We start from the raw sequence: 14,714 nt of genomic DNA on the forward strand, positions 1-14,714 counted from the left end.
GGCATCACTTGGTGCCGTTGAATCCGATGGAGTTGACGATCCGCTTGCCGAAGATGGCGAAGAGGATCAGGACGGGCAAGGCGGATACCAGCGTTGCGGCCATGAGGCCGGACCAGTCGGGCGCGCCCTGCGGGGACTGAGATTTGAAGACGCCGAGCCCGACGGTGAGCACGCGGGTGCTGTCGTCGGACGCTACGAGGAGCGGCCAGAAGTACTCGTTCCACTGCGTCATGAACGTGAGCAGCGCGAGCGTCGCGAGCGGGGCCGCGGCATTCGGGAGGACGATCTGGAAGAAGATCCGCCAATGACGCGCGCCGTCGAGCATCGCGGCCTCTTCGACCTCGCGCGACATGCTCAGGAAGAACTGTCGCATGAAGAAGATCGCGAAGGGCGTCATGAACAGGAACGGCAGTACGAGACCCGTCATGGTGTTGAGCAGGCCGAGGTTGCGTACGAGGAGGAAGTTCGGCAGTGCCGTGAAGATTGGCGGGACCAGCACCGTCGCGAGGAACAAGCCGAAGACCTTGTCGCGCCCGCGCCACCTGAGGCGCGAGAACGCATACGCCGCCATGGAGCTGAAGAACACGGCGGATGCGGTCGTCACGGTCGCGAAGATCGCCGAGTTTCGCAGGTAGATCCAGAAGTTGATCGACGCACCGGATCCGCCCTCTGCGAGCGCCTCGGCCGGCGACTGGAGGCCGAACACGCGCAGGAAGGATCCGACGTTGAAGTCGGCGGGGAGGAGGCTCGCTGAGTTCGCTGCGAGGGCGCCGTTCGTCGAGAGCGCCGTGCGCAGTACCCAGTAGAACGGAAGCACACTGACGGCGATCGCGAGGACGAGCAGAGTCCAAGGGACGATCTGTCGCGGGGAGAAGCGGCGGGGGCGGCGTCGGGAGCCGGTGACGAGAGCGCGGGTTTCAGACATCGGGAGCTCCTTAGGCCAGATCCGACTCGTTGCCGCGAAGCACCCGCATCTGGATGAATGCGACGGCGGCGAGGATGAGGAAGAGGATGACGGCGATGGCGGATCCGTATCCGAACTCCTGCTCGGAGAACGCCTTCTGCCAGATGTAGTACTGCAGCACGCGGCTCGCGTTGACGGGGCCGCCCTGCGTCGTGACCGCGACGGTGTCGAACACCTGGAACGACCCCGTCATCGTGAGGATGAGGACGAGCGCGAGGACCGGACGCAGCAGGGGCAGCGTGATACGGCTGAACTGTTGGAACGGATTCGCGCCGTCGAGGCTCGCGGCCTCGTACACGGTGTTCGGGATCGATTGCAGGCCGGCGAAGATGAGAAGCGCGACGTAGCCCATGTGCCGCCAGGTGTTGATGACGGCCTGGGTCGGGATCGCCCACTCCTGCGACCCGAAGAAGGCGACGCGGGGCATGCCGAGCCAGTCGATGACCTGGTTGACGATGCCGATGTTGTAGTCGAGCATCCAGAACCACAGCAGTGCCGCGATGACGTTGGCCATCAGGTAGGGCATGAGGAGCATGCCGCGGACCAAGGTCGATCTGGCGACGCGGTGCATGAGCAGCGCGAGGCCGAGGGCGAGCGTCGTCTGCAGCACGATGTTGATGAACACGTACTGAAGAGTGACGACGAGGGCGTTCCAGAACAGCGGATCCGCGAAGAGCCGCTCGTAGTTGTCGGTGCCGACCCACTCGGGGGAGCCGAGGATGCTGTACTCGGTGAAGCTGAGGTAGAGGCCGCGCAACGTGGGGAAGACGTAGAACGCGATGAGCCCCACGAACGCGGGGGCGATGAAGAACAGCGCGACCTTGAAGTCGCTCCGGTCTCGTCTGAGTCGTGCGCCGCCGTCGCGCTGTGCGCGAGCGCGGCCCACGACGATCGTCGTAGTTGCCATCTTCATACTCCGTCGTGATGCGATGGTCGGTGGATGACCGTTAAGTTACACGAGTCACCACTCTGGCACAAGTAGTGAAATAAGCTCTGATTAATCGATGAATTTAACGCAAAGTATGATGCTTGACTCGTGTAACTAGCCGTGACAAACTGCCGCGTATGACATTCACGACCTTCTCCCTAGGCATCGTCGGCGCGGGACAGTTCTCCGGCCAGTTCGCGAAGCTCTTCCGCGCCCACCCGCTCGTCTCGAGCGTGTGGGTAACCGATGTCGTACCCGAGCGCGCACGCGAGCTCGCCGAGCGAGAGCGACTCGATGGAACCATGGAGAGCTTCGACGAGATGCTCGCCAGCGACGTCGACGCCGTCGCGATCTTCACGCAGCGCTGGACGCACGGCCCCCTCGTCGTGCGCGCGCTCGAAGCGGGCAAGCACGTCTACTCGGCCGTTCCGATGGCGATCTCCGAGGAGGAGATCCGCGCGATCATCGACGCGGTCCGCGCGACGGGTCTGACCTACATGATGGGCGAGACGAGCTACTACAACCCGGCGACCGTCTACGCTCGCGCGCGTCGGCGCGACGGATCCTTCGGGCGGATCTTCTACGCCGAGGGCGATTATGTGCACGACATGGACCTCGGCTTCTATGCCGCATACCAGTATTCGGGTGGTGAGGAGTGGAAGCGCACCGCGAGTTACCCTCCGATGCTTTACCCGACCCACTCGGTCGGCGGCGTGCTCGGTGCGATCGGTGGCCGTGCGACCAGCGTGAGCTGTATCGGCGTGCGCGACGAGCGCGGCGACGGCGTCTTTGACCGGGAGATCAGCATGTTCGACAACGATTTCTCCAACGCGACGGCTCTGTTCGAGCTCGACGGCGGCGGCAGCATGCGCATCAACGAGTTCCGTCGCATCGGCTATCCGTCACACCTCCGCGAGTCGCGGTTCCGCTACTTCGGCACGGAGGGGAGTTTCGAACAGCTCGTACACGCTGCCGTCTGGCAGAACAAGGAAGGGTACGAGGACGTCAGCGACAAGTTGGAGACGAAGCCGACCATGTCTCCCGACGACCCGTCGCTGGCGGGCGTGGATCCCGCCCTGCGGGACGCGTTCATCTCCGGGCTCGCGCCCGTGCACGACGCCTCGCGGCTCCCGGAGGAGCTCCGACGGCTCCCGAGCGGCCACGAGGGCAGCCACCACTTCCTCGTCGACGACTTTGCTCGTGCGGTGGCGACGCGCACGCTGCCGCCCGTCCATGCCTGGGAGGCGGCGCGGTACACGCTGCCAGGCATTATCGCGCATCAATCGGCGCTCCGCGGAGGAGAGCGGCTCGAGATCCCCGATCTCGGCGATGCTCCCAGCTCGGAAGCGATTGCGACGGAGGCACCGCTCGCGAACCTAGAATGACATTCGTGTCCAGTCCACCACAGGCGCCGTCCGGCCGTGCGACCCGTAGCGATGTCGCGCGGCTCGCCGGGGTGAGCCCCGCGGTGGTTAGCTACGTCGTCAACGGCACCAAGCGCGTCGGTCCCGACACCGAGGCGCGCGTGCGCGACGCCGTCGCGCGGCTCGGATACCGACCGAATCCGTCCGCCCGCGCGCTACGGCTCGGCTCGACGGAGACGCTCGGCATGATCGTGCCGAGCGTGATGAACCCGTACTTCTCCCACCTCGCGCACGAGGTCGAGCTCGCGGCCGCGAAGCGCGGGTATGCGTTACTGACCGCCAACGCGGACGGGTCGCTCGCCGCCGAGCGGCGTCACCTCGAGTACCTCTCGGCGCGGCTCGTCGACGGCATTTTCCTCTGTAGCTCGACACACGATCCGGATCTGCGCGATGTCGATCTGCAGGGGATCCCGATCGTCTTGCTCAACCACAGCGCCGCATCGCCATCGCGCGACGCGGTCGGTCCCGATCTGGTCGACGGCGCACGCATCGCTGTCGAGCACCTCGTCGGTCACGGGCACGAGAGGATCGGTCTCGTCGTGGGGCGCGCGACGGGCACAGAGGAGGACGGCCGCGAGACGGGATGGCGACGCACGCTCGAGCGGCTCGCCCTGCCGCCGGGGCCGATCGGCCGCGGCGAGTTCTCTCCCGACGGCGGATACGAGGCGATGCGCTGGCTGATGCGGTCGGGCGATGTGCCGCCGGCGCTTTTTGTGAGCTCGGATCAGATGGCGCGGGGCGTCCTCAAAGCGGCACACGAGGCCGGCATCCGGGTGCCCGAAGACCTCGCGATCGTGTCGTTCGACGGATCGATCGACGCGGTCTACAGCTGGCCGACGCTGACGAGCGTCGCGCAGCCCGTTGCTGAGATGGCGGAGGCAGCCGTCGACGCCCTCCTCGACACCTCAAGCCAGATGAGGAACCGCATCATGACCGCGTCGCTCGTTATCGGTGCGTCCTGCGGGTGCTGACGAGGGCGAGGCCGTGCTGCGGGTGACCGAGGTCGTGCGCCTCTAACAGATCATCAATTCTCCGCGCGTTCATCTGCGAATCACAGATGACCGCGCGGAGAATTGCAGAGTTAGGGGTTAGGCGCCCTGGAAGCCCCGCGCCACCGACGCCGCGGCCGCGAGCCAGGCACGCTGGGTCGCGGGGCGCAGCGCGCTGTAGTGCAGGTGTCCGTCGATCATCGCCGGGTCGAAGGGAACCTGCACGACGTCGCGCGTCAGCTGCTTGTACCCGTCGACGATGCGGCGCACCTCGGATGCCGTCGAGCGCTGGTCGGCCTGGCTCACGACCGCGACCGCGTTGCGCGCCAGCGCCGCCGAGCGCTCGTCGCGCTCGGTGAGGGCGTCGAGCAGCAGGGCGCCGGCCTCGGCGTGCTCGTCGCGCGTCGTCGTCGCGACGACGAGCTGGTCGGTGTGGTCGATCATGCGCTGCCACAGCGGATCCGACTCGTCGTTGCCCGAGTCCATGACCACGAGTCGGTAGTAGCGGGCCGCGACCGAGTAGATGCGGTCGACGTCCTCGGCCGACACGCGCTGCTCCGACGCGAGCGCGATGGGCTGCGAGCGCAGCACGTCGAAGCGGTCCTGGCGCTGGTGGTGTACGAAGTTGGCGACGTCAGCGGCCTGCGCGTCCGCCGACAGCAGGTGGTCCGACGCGCCCAGCATGTCGTGCAGGGTCGCCTCGTGGGGGCCCTGCTCGGTGCGCCAGCCGAGCGTTCCGCGCGTCTGGTTGTTGTCCCACGCGAGCACGCCGGCGCCACCGAAGCGCGCGAAAACGGCCGCGAGCAGGATCGTCGTCGGCGTCTTGCCGCTGCCGCCCTTACCGTTCACGACCGCGATCGTGCGCGGGCCAGGCCAGTGGTGTGCGACGTCCATCTGGTCGGTGCGCTCCGAGCGCTCCTCCGCGCCGGGCGCCATGCGGATGCCCATGCGGGTCATCGCGCCGCGGAAGCCGCGCGTCGCCGGATCCTCGCGGTTGTCGTTGTCGTGCGCGCTCGTCAGGAACGTCTCGCGCTCGGCCCGCACGACGCGGGCGTCGTGCGCGGGGCGCGGGTTCGCGGATCCGCGAACAGGGCCGGCCGCGGAGCGCGCCGGGGCGGGCTCGGTCGGTGCCGCCGGTGCCGCCGCCGCGGGGCGCGCGGGCGCGGATCCGTACGCGTTCGGGGATCCGCCGGCCGGGGCGGCGAACTCGACGTGCTCGTCGCCGTCGACGACGAGCGGCCAGGTTCCGTCGGGCTCGGTGACGATCACGCGGATGGGCGTATCGAGCTGCCGGGCAATCTGCGCCGTGAGGTGCACGATCTCGCGCCGCGCGTCTTCTGCGGAGGTCGTCGAGATGGCGTGGGGGGTCTCGTCGACGACGAGGACTGCGGATCCGTCGGGGTGGATCGTTGCATTGAGGCCGTCGTCGTTAGAGCTGTCGCGCATGGCGTCCCTTCGGGCATGTGTGGAGTTTCCAGCCTATCCATCCGGTCGCAATATGACCGCGGTGGCGACCACGTCGCGCGTCTTACCTTCTACGCAAAAAACATGATTCTTGCCATCGCGTGTGATCTTAAAGAGCAAACTACCTTCGCTATTGTCGAAAGTATTCCGCTTGCCCCCAAAGAAGAGAGCCATCGCGTGAGCACCCTCTACGACACCAACCGCATCGAATGGAACCGGCAGGAGGAGATCGCGGAGCGGATGATCCCGCTGATCGGCCGGCTCTACCGCGCGGATGGCCTCGTGACGAACCTCCTCGGCCGCCGCATCATCAACTGCTCGCCGGCCGAGATCCTGCAGGCGCATCGCTTCACGCGCGAGACGGGCGACGAGATACTGGATCCCGAAAAGACGTACGCGATGCTCGCCGCGCTCGAGGGCGTGCCCTGCGGGCCCGCCTCGCTCGACGTCGCACGCCTCGTGCGCGAGTTCGACGCCGAGAACGGATCCTGGGATGCGGCCGCGCTCGCGGGCTTCCTCCGTGAGCGGCTCGCGGAGGCGATCGAGGCGACCCGCGCGGATCCGACCGACGTCGTGCTCTACGGTTTCGGCCGCATCGGGCGCCTCGTCGCCCGGCTGCTCATCGCGCACCAGGGGGCGGGCGACGGGCTGCGCCTGCGCGCGATCGTCGTGCGCCGCGGATCCGCCGACGACCTCGTGAAGCGCGCCGAACTGCTGCGCCGCGACAGCGTGCACGGGCCCTTCGCGGGCACGATCGAGGTCGACGCCGAGCGCGAGACGATCCTCGCGAACGGCACGCTGATCCAGGTGATCTACTCCGACGACCCGGCGTCGGTCGACTACACGCGGTACGGGATCCACGACGCGATCGTCGTCGACAACACCGGCCGCTGGCGCGACGAGGAGGGCCTCTCGCGGCACCTGCTCGCGCCGGGCGCCTCGCGCGTGCTGCTGACGGCGCCCGGCAAGGGCGACATCAAGAACATCGTCTTCGGCGTGAACAGCGACCGGATCGATGAGGACGACTCGATCGTGTCGGCGGCCTCGTGCACGACCAACGCGATCACGCCCGTGCTCGCGGCGCTCGACGCGGCCTACGGTGTCGAGCGGGGCCACGTCGAGACGGTGCACTCGTTCACGAACGACCAGAACCTCATCGATAACTTCCACAAGGGCGCGCGCCGCGGCCGCGCGGCGACGCTCAACATGGTGATCACCGAGACGGGCGCGGCGAAGGCCGTCGCGAAGGCGCTGCCGCAGCTCGAGGGTCGGCTCACGGGCAGCGCCATCCGGGTGCCGACGCCCAACGTGTCGCTCGCGATCCTCAATCTCGAGCTGGGTCGCGACGTGACCCGTGACGAGCTCAACGCCTACCTGCGTCAGACGGCACTGACGTCGCCGCTTCGCCAGCAGATCGATTTCAGCGAGAACCCCGACGCCGTCTCGAGCGATTTCGTGGGCACGAACCGGGCGGGCATCGTCGACGGGCTCGCGACGCTCGCGTCGGGCGACAACCGCGCGATTCTTTACGTCTGGTACGACAACGAGTTCGGCTACTCGGGCCAGGTCGTGCGGGTGCTCGAGCGCATGGCGGGCGTGCACCCGGCGATCCTGCCGCACCGCGTGCCGGTCCACGCGGAGGCCGCGCTGGTGTGAAGTAAGGGGTGGGTCGCCAAGAAATGCCGCCTCGAGGCGGCATTTCTTGGCGACCCACCCCTCCACCCCCACGCCTCAGTAGGTGAACGGGGCCGTGTCGACCGGCACGACCTTGACGCCCGAGGAGCGCAGGCGCACCTCGTTGTAGCCGTGGGGCCCCGCCTCCGACTTGCGGCGACCGTAGGGGCTGCCGCTGTAGGCGGCGTTGCCGAAGAGCATGCGGTTGTGCACGTGGCCGAGGGCCCAGTAGTCGTAGCCCCTGGCCTCGAGCACCTCGAGCGTCGTCGGCGCGATGTCGCGGCGGCTGTGCTCGCCCGTGAGGCTCGTGTGCAGCACGCCGATGTTGCGCAGCCCCGCGAGGGGCTTGGGGTAGCCGGCGGCGAGGTCGCGCGGCTCGTTCGGGTCCTTGATCGACTGCGCGTGCACCGCGACGCCGAGGTCGTGCCAGACGAGCGTCGTTGGGGCCTTCGCCCGCGCGACCCACGTGTTGGGCGTCGTCTCGGTGCGGGTGAAGAGCTTGTCCTCCGCGTCGTGGTTACCCGAGATGAGCGCAACCGGCAGCTCGGCGGCCTCGAAGCGTTCGAGGATCCGCCGGAAGGTGCGCACGGGGCGCTTGCCGGCGGCGGCGCGGTCGTACACGTCGCCCGCGATGATGACCGCGTCGTATCCGCCGTCCTCGATGCTGGCCACCATCTCCTCGATCGCGTCGTAGGGCGCCTCGACGGGGTCGAAGAGCTCCGCGCCCTTGAGCTCGGCGCCGATGTGCAGGTCGGAGACGTGGGCGATGCGGATCATCCGAAGCGCTTCTCCGACTGGCGCCGGCGCCACGCCTCGATGACGACGAGCACGATCGTCGATCCGACGACGCCGATCACGGTCATTGCCATCGCCTCGGCGCGGTGGCCCTGGTCGAACTCGCTGATGATCCAGGGCGAGAGCAGGTCCATCGACGCGGGGCGCACGAGGGACGACAGTACCACCTCGCGGATCCCGATCAGGAAGGCGAGGAGCCATCCCGAGACGATGCCGGGGACGAGCAACGGCAGGGTGATTCTGCGGAAGCTCGACCACGGCCCGGCGCCCGACATCGTGGCCGCCTCGAGGAGGCGGTTGTCGATGCCCGAGCGCGCCGACTTCACGTTCTGCACGACCATCGGCAGGAAGATGATCGTGTAGGCGATGACGAGCATCCACCCCGTGTTGTAGGGCGTCGCCGGCAGCCAGCGGGCGTTCCAGAAGAAGATGAAGCCGATCGCGAGAACGATCGCCGGGACGGTGTCGGGCGCGACGGCGAGCATGTCGATGACACGCGAGGTCGCGGTGCGGCGCCGCGCGATCACGAGGGCGACGGCGACGCCGATCACGGTCGAGAGCGTCGCCGAGACGAGCGAGAAGCCGGCGCTGTTGAGCAGCGCCTCGAGCCCGCCGCCCGGGCGCAACACGATGCCGAAGTAGTCGAAGGTGAGGTTGCTGAGCGAGAGCGACTGCGACCGCAGCATCGTCATGGCACCGAGCACAACCGAGACGTAGGGGATGACGATCGCGAGCAGCGCGACGACGCCGAACCAGGCCCAGCCGGCCACGCGGGCGGGGCCGAGCGAGACCGTCGTGCGGCGCGAGGCGCGGCCGCCGAACGGGGTGGGGTTCCGTCCGATCCACTGCTGCAGGCCCCACACCGTGACGCCGAGGGCGAGCAGAACGCTCGAGAACGCGGCGGCGCTCGGGAAGTCGAGCGGGTCGATCGTGACGTCGGCGTACACCTTCGACACGAGGACGGGGAAGCCGATCTGGTTTCCGATCGTGACGGGCGCGCCGAACTCGCCGGCCGCGCGGATGAACACGATCAGGGCTCCGAGCGAGAAGCTCGACGACGTGAGCGGGGCGAGGATCCGCGTGAAGCGTTGCCAGGCGGAGGCACCCGCGATGCGGGCCATCTCGTCGGAGCTCGCCGGGAGCGTGTCGAGGTGGTTGCGCAGGATCAGGTAGAGGAAGGGGAACACCTCGCACGCCATGATGAGCGCCATGCCCGCGGGCGTCTGGATGCCGCGGCTGATCGCGGTGCCGACGGATCCGAAGAGCTGCTCGGCGAGTCCGTTCACGCGCGTGAAGTCGAGCCAGGCGAGCGAGGCGACGTACGGCGGCGTCATGAACGGGATCATGATGGCGACGTCGATCCAGCGGTGGTCGCGCATCGTCGTCCACGACATGACGAACGCGAGCGGCGCCGCGAGCAGGGTCGAGAACGCGACGACCATCACGCCGAGGAGGACGGTGTTGGTGAGGATCCGCAGGTTCGCCGGATCCGCGAGCTCGCCTAGCGCGGATGGCTGGCCGTCGTAGCCGGTGACGGCGCGCACGAGCACCGCCACGAGCGGTGCAGCGACGCCGACGAGCAGGATCAGCAGGAGGCCGAGCGACGAGCCCGCGACGCGGCGCCGCCGCCCCGAACGAGCCGGGGCGGCGGGCCTGGTGACGCTGAGGGTCACGAGTTCAAGTAGCGCTCGACGAAGGTCTCGAGCACGTCGGCGCCGTTCGCGGCGACGTCGTCGAGGGTGTAGTCGAGCAGCGTGATGTCGCTCAGGGCCTTCGCGCCGTCGGCGACGGCGACCTCGGACTGCGAGGGGATCATGTTGGCCGCGGACGAGATGGCCTGGCCCTGCTGCGAGAACATGAAGTCTTCGAACGCCTTCGCGTTGTCGACGTTCTGCGCGTCCTTCAGGATGAAGAGGGGGCGCGGCGAGACGGTGGTGCCCGACGAGGGGAGCACGACCTCGAGCGACTCGCCCTTGGCGATCGCCGAGTAGGCCGAGTAGTCGACGCCACCGAACACGACGCCGTGGGATCCGGCGGTCACGTCGTCGAGAGCCGGGCCGTTCGCGCCCTGCACGACCATGCCGTTCTCGAAGAGGCCGTCGAAAAGGTCCCACGTCGCGTCCTCGCCCTGCGACGAGACGAGCGCCGCGATGAGGTCGCGGGCGGTGCCCGACTCGCGGGGGTCGGGCATGATGACCTGATCCTTGTAGGCCGGTTCCGTCAGGTCGGCCCAGTCGGCCGGGACCTCGTCAATGACGTTCGTGTTGACGACGAGCGTGAGGGCGGATCCGTCGCGGCCGATGAAGGCGTCGTCCGGGCCGATCCACTCGGGGATGATCGTGTCGTAGCCGAAGGGCTGGTACGAGAGGGTGCGGCCCGCGTCGGCGTACTTCGCGGCCGGAGCCCACGAGGCGAGGTAGACGAGGTCGGCCTGCGGGTTGTCCCACTCGGCGTCGAGTTTCGCGGTGATCTTGCCCGTCTCGCCGGCGAAGACGTTGACGGTGACGCCCGTCTCGGCCTCGAACTCGGCGACGAGGTTGTCGGTCAGGCCCTGCGGGTTGGCCGAGTAGATGGTGACCTCGCCCTCGAGGCCCTCCGAGGCCTCCCAGAAGAGCGACGAGTCGTCCGCCGCGGGGGCGGGCGTCGAGGCGGAGGTGGTCTCTTCAACGGATCCGCAACCCGCGAGGGCGACGGCGGCGAGGGCGACGCCGGAAACGGCGATCAGGGTACGACGGAGCATGGTGTTTTCCTTGAAATTAAGGGAGGGAGATCAGGTCGTCGGCGTGAACGCTGAGGGTGACCTTTTCGCCCGTGCTGTGGGGCTGGAAGGAAGGAAAGGACCAGGGGGTGTCGACGCCGGCGACGGCGGCGCGCACGTGGTGGGATCCGCCGCGGTAGGTCGACGAGAGGACGGTCGCCTCGATGTGGATCCGGCCGGGCTCGGATCCCTCGCGCACGCGCTCGGGGCGCACGCCGACGCGGCCGGTCGTCGACACGGGGCCGAGCGGGAGGGCGTTGAAGGTGCCGATGAAGTTCGCGACGAAGAGATCCGCGGGGGTCTCGTAGACCTCCTGCGGCGAGGCCGCCTGCCGCACGGATCCGCTCTCGAGAACGACGATGCGATCGGAGATGCTCATCGCCTCCTCCTGATCGTGCGTGACGAAGATCGTCGTGACACCGAGGGCGCGCACGAGATCCGAGAGCTCCTCGCGGAGCTGCACCTTGAGGGCGGCGTCGAGGGCCGAGAACGGCTCGTCCATGAGGAGCACGTCGGGGCGCGCCACGAGGGCGCGGGCGACGGCGACGCGCTGCTGCTGTCCGCCCGACAGCTGGTGGGGCATCTTCTCGCCGAACGAGGTCAGGCCGACGAGCGCGAGGGCGCGGTCGACCTTCTCGGCGACGCCCTGTTCGCGGGCGACGCGTAGCGGAAAGGCGACGTTTTCGAACGCGCTGAGGTGCGGCCACAGCGCGAGATCCTGAAACACCATGCCGAGCTGGCGCTTGCGTGCGGGGACGTCGACGCCGGCGGCGGCATCGAAGATGACGCGGTCGTCGAAGCGTAGGGATCCGGCCTGCGGGGTCTCGAGGCCCGCGATGCAGCGCAGCAGGGTCGACTTTCCGCAGCCCGAGGGGCCGAGCACGCTCACGAACTCGCCCGGCTCGAGGACGATGCTCGTGGGCTGCAGGCCCGTGCCGTCGCCGAAGACGCGGGAGAGCCCATCAATGGCGATCCTCGTGCCGACGGAGGTCGCGGCGCCTGCAGGGTCGAGAAGTGCAGAAGTCACGTGTGGCGACGAAACCCCACTTGGGTGACCGGTTTCCATTCATTCGATGAACGCGAAGTGAATGCGGTGCGCGACACTAAGATTGATTCATGACCAAGAGGAGGGGCCGTGTGGCGCAACGCTGACGCAGTCGACGAGGGCGTATCGATCGCCCTCGCTGCCGTGCGCCTCCAGGTCAAGAACCGCATCCTCGTCGACACGATCGTCGACGGCGACGACTTTGCGCGCGAGGTCTTCGGTGGCGACGCCCGGGAGGCGCTGCTGGCGCTCGCCTCGGAGCAGGACGAGGCCGCCGCGACGATGAGCAAGGCCCGCGCGAAGGCCTGGGGCAAGCACAGCGACCCCCACGGCACGCACGACTACCGCGATCGCGACGTGCGCAACCTGCGCCGCCGCGCCAAGCAGTACGCCGGCGTCGCGAAGAAGCTGCGCGCCATCGCGGTCGACGACGAACAGATCACCAAGATCGTCGAGGAGGCGCGCGACGCCGCCTGGCACGATGTCGAAAACAACATCGACAACCGCCTGCGCATCGAGGCCATGCGGCCCGACGACGACCCCGACTACGAGAAGATGCGCGAGGCGCGCATGCAGGCGCTCATGAGCGTCGACCTGCAGAAGCTCTCGAGTGAGACGAAGGCGCGAGCAAAGAAGCATAGCTCCAGCTGACGCTCAGACACGCCCGACGGCGGGGAACGATTTCGCTTTTCCCCGCGGATCGCGGTAAGTTATATGAGTTGCCACGGCAACGGGCGCCCGTAGCTCAATGGATAGAGCATCTGACTACGGATCAGAAGGTTAGGGGTTCGAGTCCCTTCGGGCGCACACTGTGTTGAGACAGTAACTAAAACGAAAACCCGCGGAATCCCGCGGGTTTTCGTCGTTTCTGGGGACTGTCTTCCGTATGCCTCGGCGTGCTACCTGAGTACGTCGACTACTCGGCGCGTCTGCGCGTATGTGGCGTGCGGGTAGAGCTCGACCGCTGGGAGCTCTTTGAGGCGTTCCGGGAGCGAATCGATCGCTACCGCGACGGCAGCCTGGAGGTCTGCGGCGATTTGGCTGGCGAACTCCCGCAGGTGTCCTTCGGTGAGCCCAGCGTCAGCCTCGAGTCGCCGGATGCTGTCGGCGTTGAACGTGCCGACCGTGTTCGCTCCGTCGACGCCGAAGGCGAGTTCAATGTTGTCGAAGAAGGCGGGGTCGTGGGTGAGGATTTGATCCCGCGGCTTAAAGGGGAGCGCGCTGTTGAGGTCGTAGAACGGGGAGAGCACGCTTCGGCCGGGCACGTGGGTGAGCGAGTAGTTTTTGGCATGGCCATCGTTGTGGCCGACGATCCAAGAGAACACGTGTAGCTCTGCGAACCGCTCCTTTGCATCCTTTGCATCGGCGGCGTTGAGGTTGCGGTCGAAGACTGTGAAGAATTCGCGATAGCCGGGGCCGCCGTCGGACTCGTACTTCTGGATATGCGAAGTTCCGGTGGCCTGCGCAAGGTCTTCCTGGTGGAGTCGGCCGATCGCGCCGCCGGAGTCAAATCGGTCGAAGCGTTCTACGACGAGGACGTGCTCTCCGTCGAACTCGGCGATGACGGACGCGGCCGCGTCGATTCCGAGTAGGCGCGCGACTTGAAGCGTGATGTGCTCGGTAACGTCGGAGCCCGGCAGCGGCTGGATTCCAGGCTTGAAGATGTGTGTCGACGGCTGCCTTCCGGAGGGCTCGAACCACCGGCCATCGCGGAGAGCGAGCGCGAATTTCCCCTGCGCGCCGCCGAGCGAGAAGCCTTCTTCGATGGCGCGGTGTTGCAGCCAGTCGGTGTCGTCGCGGCGGATCTGCCGAATTCGGTCGCCGATCTCGTTCTCGGTGAGTGGTGTCAGGGTTTCCTTGCGCCTCGGCAACCCGCCTGCGGGATAAAACTCAAGTGCGCCGGCAACATCGGCCCCGTAGACGGAGAGCAGGTCGAAGGTGTTGTCGCTGGATAGCTTTGCTTCTCGCGCCCACCGGGAACGTACGTCGGCGCGATCGGGTAGGAGGTTGTCGAGGAACCTCTTGGCGTCGCTGGTTCCGAATGGCGCCAGGAGGACGGGGAGTGTCACGGAGATGGGTACGGGGTTCTTCGACTCGACGTACGCAGGCAGGTATCGAAGTTGGAGGTTCTCGCCTCGTCGAGTGATCGTGGCGACATGGATGTCGTAGAGGTACACATCTAGGGCGCGGGTCATTCGCCACCTCTTGCATTGGCTGGGGGCCCGACTTCCGTCGCTCCCGGCGGAACGACGACGGATCCGGGGATAGTGAGGTGCCCGGAGAGTCCGCGGGAGGCTATGCGCTTCGCGAGCGCGTCGGCCGCGGCCTCGGCGGCGCTCCCCGTGGCGGCAGCGGCGGGAACGTTGGTACGGCGTTCGGTGAGGGCGTCCAAGCGGATGCCGAGGTAGTCGAGGATGAGCAGCACCGTGTTGAAAGAGGTGCCGCCGTCGCCGCGCTCGAGGCGGGCGAGAGACTGGCGGGTGATGCCGACCGCGCCAGCGACGTCCTGCTGGGTGAGGTCGCGCTGGACACGGGCATTCTTGACCAGGCGGGCGAGATCCGATGGTGTTTGTAGCTTCACGTCGGCCACCCCAATCTTGTTCGAAAAATGACACATGGTTGTGTTGTTCGAAAAATGTACCACCGTCCCGATGTGCTGTAAATAGAACATCG

13 protein-coding genes and 1 tRNA gene are annotated in these 14,714 nt (G+C 67.4%); 5 read left to right on the forward strand and 9 right to left on the reverse strand.

What is annotated here, in order from left to right:
* Positions 1-4 precede the first annotated feature (4 nt).
* Both DTO57_RS08615 and DTO57_RS08620 read right to left on the reverse strand, forming a co-directional pair.
* The gene (locus tag DTO57_RS08615) at positions 5-925 is read right to left on the reverse strand and encodes a carbohydrate ABC transporter permease (protein ID WP_114117785.1); all 921 of its coding nucleotides are present in this window, start codon (positions 923-925) and stop codon (positions 5-7) included.
* A 10-nt stretch (positions 926-935) separates the two neighbouring features.
* Positions 936-1,871 carry a carbohydrate ABC transporter permease gene (locus DTO57_RS08620; RefSeq protein WP_114117786.1) on the reverse strand — a complete coding sequence of 312 codons (936 nt, stop codon included), beginning with the start codon at positions 1,869-1,871 and terminating at the stop codon, positions 936-938.
* A gap of 158 nt (positions 1,872-2,029) precedes the next feature.
* Here DTO57_RS08620 and DTO57_RS08625 point away from each other — a divergent pair, with 158 nt between their 5' ends.
* Positions 2,030-3,277 (forward strand): Gfo/Idh/MocA family protein, encoded by a 1,248-nt coding sequence (locus tag DTO57_RS08625; RefSeq protein ID WP_114117787.1) that lies wholly within the window; start codon positions 2,030-2,032, stop codon positions 3,275-3,277.
* Positions 3,274-4,287 (forward strand): LacI family DNA-binding transcriptional regulator, encoded by a 1,014-nt coding sequence (locus tag DTO57_RS08630; protein ID WP_114117788.1) that lies wholly within the window; start codon positions 3,274-3,276, stop codon positions 4,285-4,287. Before DTO57_RS08625 ends, DTO57_RS08630 begins: the two co-directional genes overlap by 4 nt.
* A gap of 117 nt (positions 4,288-4,404) precedes the next feature.
* Here DTO57_RS08630 and DTO57_RS08635 read toward each other — a convergent pair whose 3' ends face one another.
* Positions 4,405-5,751 (reverse strand): MinD/ParA family ATP-binding protein, encoded by a 1,347-nt coding sequence (locus DTO57_RS08635; protein WP_114117789.1) that lies wholly within the window; start codon positions 5,749-5,751, stop codon positions 4,405-4,407.
* A 195-nt stretch (positions 5,752-5,946) separates the two neighbouring features.
* Between DTO57_RS08635 and DTO57_RS08640 the strand changes: the two genes are divergently transcribed.
* Positions 5,947-7,425, forward strand: coding sequence for a glyceraldehyde-3-phosphate dehydrogenase (locus DTO57_RS08640; protein WP_268235377.1), 1,479 nt, complete (start codon positions 5,947-5,949; stop codon positions 7,423-7,425).
* A 75-nt stretch (positions 7,426-7,500) separates the two neighbouring features.
* On the opposite strand, the gene DTO57_RS08645 is transcribed toward DTO57_RS08640, so the two are convergent.
* Genes DTO57_RS08645 through DTO57_RS08660 form a run of 4 tightly spaced genes read right to left on the reverse strand, consistent with a single transcriptional unit; the run spans position 7,501 to position 12,023 of the window.
* Positions 7,501-8,220, reverse strand: a complete 720-nt coding sequence (locus DTO57_RS08645; RefSeq protein WP_114117791.1) for a metallophosphoesterase family protein — start codon at positions 8,218-8,220, stop codon at positions 7,501-7,503.
* The gene (locus DTO57_RS08650) at positions 8,217-9,911 is read right to left on the reverse strand and encodes an ABC transporter permease (protein WP_114117792.1); all 1,695 of its coding nucleotides are present in this window, start codon (positions 9,909-9,911) and stop codon (positions 8,217-8,219) included. The genes DTO57_RS08645 and DTO57_RS08650 overlap by 4 nt, the downstream gene beginning before the upstream one ends.
* The gene (locus tag DTO57_RS08655) at positions 9,908-10,978 is read right to left on the reverse strand and encodes an extracellular solute-binding protein (protein ID WP_114117793.1); all 1,071 of its coding nucleotides are present in this window, start codon (positions 10,976-10,978) and stop codon (positions 9,908-9,910) included. The genes DTO57_RS08650 and DTO57_RS08655 overlap by 4 nt, the downstream gene beginning before the upstream one ends.
* Positions 10,979-10,994: 16 nt before the next feature.
* Complete coding sequence (locus DTO57_RS08660; RefSeq protein ID WP_222843243.1) at positions 10,995-12,023, reverse strand: ABC transporter ATP-binding protein; 1,029 nt, start codon at positions 12,021-12,023, stop codon at positions 10,995-10,997.
* Positions 12,024-12,131: 108 nt separating this feature from the next.
* Here DTO57_RS08660 and DTO57_RS08665 point away from each other — a divergent pair, with 108 nt between their 5' ends.
* Together DTO57_RS08665 and DTO57_RS08670 are read left to right on the forward strand one after the other, a co-directional pair.
* Positions 12,132-12,692, forward strand: a complete 561-nt coding sequence (locus DTO57_RS08665) for an asparagine synthase (protein WP_114117795.1) — start codon at positions 12,132-12,134, stop codon at positions 12,690-12,692.
* 83 nt (positions 12,693-12,775) lie between these two features.
* Positions 12,776-12,848 (forward strand) — tRNA-Arg (locus DTO57_RS08670).
* A gap of 92 nt (positions 12,849-12,940) precedes the next feature.
* Here DTO57_RS08670 and DTO57_RS08675 read toward each other — a convergent pair.
* The gene (locus DTO57_RS08675; RefSeq protein WP_114117796.1) at positions 12,941-14,236 is read right to left on the reverse strand and encodes a HipA domain-containing protein; all 1,296 of its coding nucleotides are present in this window, start codon (positions 14,234-14,236) and stop codon (positions 12,941-12,943) included.
* On the reverse strand, positions 14,233-14,631 hold the full coding sequence (locus DTO57_RS08680; RefSeq protein WP_162785713.1) for a helix-turn-helix transcriptional regulator: 399 nt from the start codon (positions 14,629-14,631) through the stop codon (positions 14,233-14,235). Before DTO57_RS08680 ends, DTO57_RS08675 begins: the two co-directional genes overlap by 4 nt.
* Between the last annotated feature and the right edge of the window lie 83 nt (positions 14,632-14,714).

The organism is Microbacterium sorbitolivorans (assembly GCF_003327285.1).
Classification (GTDB): Bacteria; Actinomycetota; Actinomycetes; order Actinomycetales; family Microbacteriaceae; genus Microbacterium; species Microbacterium sorbitolivorans.

Bases quoted from the DNA above. Each gene is read 5' to 3' on its own strand.
- DTO57_RS08615 (WP_114117785.1), bottom strand. From the start codon at position 925: ATGTCTGAAACCCGCGCTCTCGTCACCGGCTCCCGACGCCGCCCCCGC.
- DTO57_RS08620 (WP_114117786.1), bottom strand. From the start codon at position 1,871: ATGGCAACTACGACGATCGTCGTGGGCCGCGCTCGCGCACAGCGCGAC.
- DTO57_RS08625 (WP_114117787.1), top strand. From the start codon at position 2,030: ATGACATTCACGACCTTCTCCCTAGGCATCGTCGGCGCGGGACAGTTC.
- DTO57_RS08630 (WP_114117788.1), top strand. From the start codon at position 3,274: ATGACATTCGTGTCCAGTCCACCACAGGCGCCGTCCGGCCGTGCGACC.
- DTO57_RS08635 (WP_114117789.1), bottom strand. From the start codon at position 5,751: ATGCGCGACAGCTCTAACGACGACGGCCTCAATGCAACGATCCACCCC.
- DTO57_RS08645 (WP_114117791.1), bottom strand. From the start codon at position 8,220: ATGATCCGCATCGCCCACGTCTCCGACCTGCACATCGGCGCCGAGCTC.
- DTO57_RS08655 (WP_114117793.1), bottom strand. From the start codon at position 10,978: ATGCTCCGTCGTACCCTGATCGCCGTTTCCGGCGTCGCCCTCGCCGCC.
- DTO57_RS08675 (WP_114117796.1), bottom strand. From the start codon at position 14,236: ATGACCCGCGCCCTAGATGTGTACCTCTACGACATCCATGTCGCCACG.